The 1422-nt window shown below is 66.9% G+C and carries 1 protein-coding gene; it reads right to left on the reverse strand.

The window, feature by feature from the left end; translation table 11 throughout:
• On the reverse strand, positions 1 to 1422 hold a 1422-nt coding region (locus FSY45_RS27675; RefSeq protein ID WP_046462876.1), incomplete at its 5' end, for an aldehyde dehydrogenase family protein.

Raw genomic sequence — 1422 nt, forward strand, 5'->3', positions numbered from 1 at the left:
TCACGCCAGCGTATAGGCCGTCTTCACCGTGGTGTAGAACTCCTGGGCATAGCGGCCCTGCTCGCGCGGGCCGTAGCTTGAGCCCTTGCGACCGCCAAACGGCACGTGGTAGTCCACGCCCGCCGTGGGCAGGTTGACCATGACCATGCCAGCCTGGCTGTGGCGCTTGAAGTGCGTGGCGTGCTTGAGGCTGGTGGTCGCAATGCCGGCCGACAGACCAAACGGCGTGTCGTTGGACACCGCCAAGGCCTCCTCGTAGTCCTTGACGCGGATCACGCTGGCCACGGGGCCGAAGACTTCCTCACGGTTGATGCGCATGCCGGCCTCGGTGTCCACGAACAGCGTGGGCGCCATGTAGTAGCCCTGCTTGCCGCTGCCCGTGTGGCAGGCCACGCGAGCGCCACCGGCCGCCAGGCGAGCGCCTTCGGCCTTGGCGATTTCCACGTACGACAGATCCTGCTCCAGCTGGGCCTGGCTGACCACGGGGCCCATATCGGTGCCGGCGGCGCGTGCGTCACCGACCTTGATTTGGGCCATGCGCGCCTGCAGGGCCTCGATGAAGGCGGGGTAGATCTTGTCGGTGACGATGAGGCGGCTCGATGCCGTGCAGCGCTGGCCCGTGGAGTAAAAGCCGCTTTGCGCCGACAGCTCCACGGCCTGAGCGAGATCAGCATCGTCGAGCACGATCTGGGGGTTCTTGCCGCCCATTTCCAGCTGCACCTTCTTGCCGCTTTTGACGCAGGCTTCGGCAATGCCGCGGCCCACGCCCACCGAGCCCGTGAAACTGATGGCCGCCACATCGGCATGGTTCACCAGGGCTTCGCCGATCACGCGGCCTCGGCCCATGACCAGGTTGAACACACCGGCGGGGATGCCCGAGCGGTGGATGATGTCGGCCAGGGCCCAGGCACTGCCGGGCACCAGATCGGCGGGCTTCAAGACCACGCAGTTGCCGAAGGCCAGGGCCGGGGCGATCTTCCAGGCCGGGATAGCGATGGGGAAGTTCCAGGGCGTGATCAGGCCGACCACGCCGATCGGCTCGCGCGTGATCTCCACGCCTATGCCGGGACGCACCGACGGCAGGGTCTCGCCAGTAAGGCGCAGGCATTCACCCGCAAAGAACTTGAAGATCTGGCCCGCGCGGCCGACTTCGCCAATGGCTTCGGGCAGGGTCTTGCCTTCTTCGCGGGCCAGCAGCTCGCCCAGCTCCGCCTTGCGCGCCAGGATCTCCGTGCCTATCTTGTCCAGGGCGTCGGAGCGCGCCTGTATGCCCGAGGTGGACCAGGCCGGAAACGCTGCAGCGGCAGCAGACACGGCGGCCTGCACATCGGATGCTCCGCCCTGGGCGTACGCGCCGATCAGATCGGACAGATCGCTGGGATTGGTGTTGGGGGAATAACTGTCAGCAGCCGTCCACTGGCC

Origin of the sequence: Comamonas sp. Z1, assembly GCF_008121555.1 — a bacterium.
Taxonomy (GTDB): Bacteria; Pseudomonadota; Gammaproteobacteria; order Burkholderiales; family Burkholderiaceae_C; genus Comamonas; species Comamonas thiooxydans.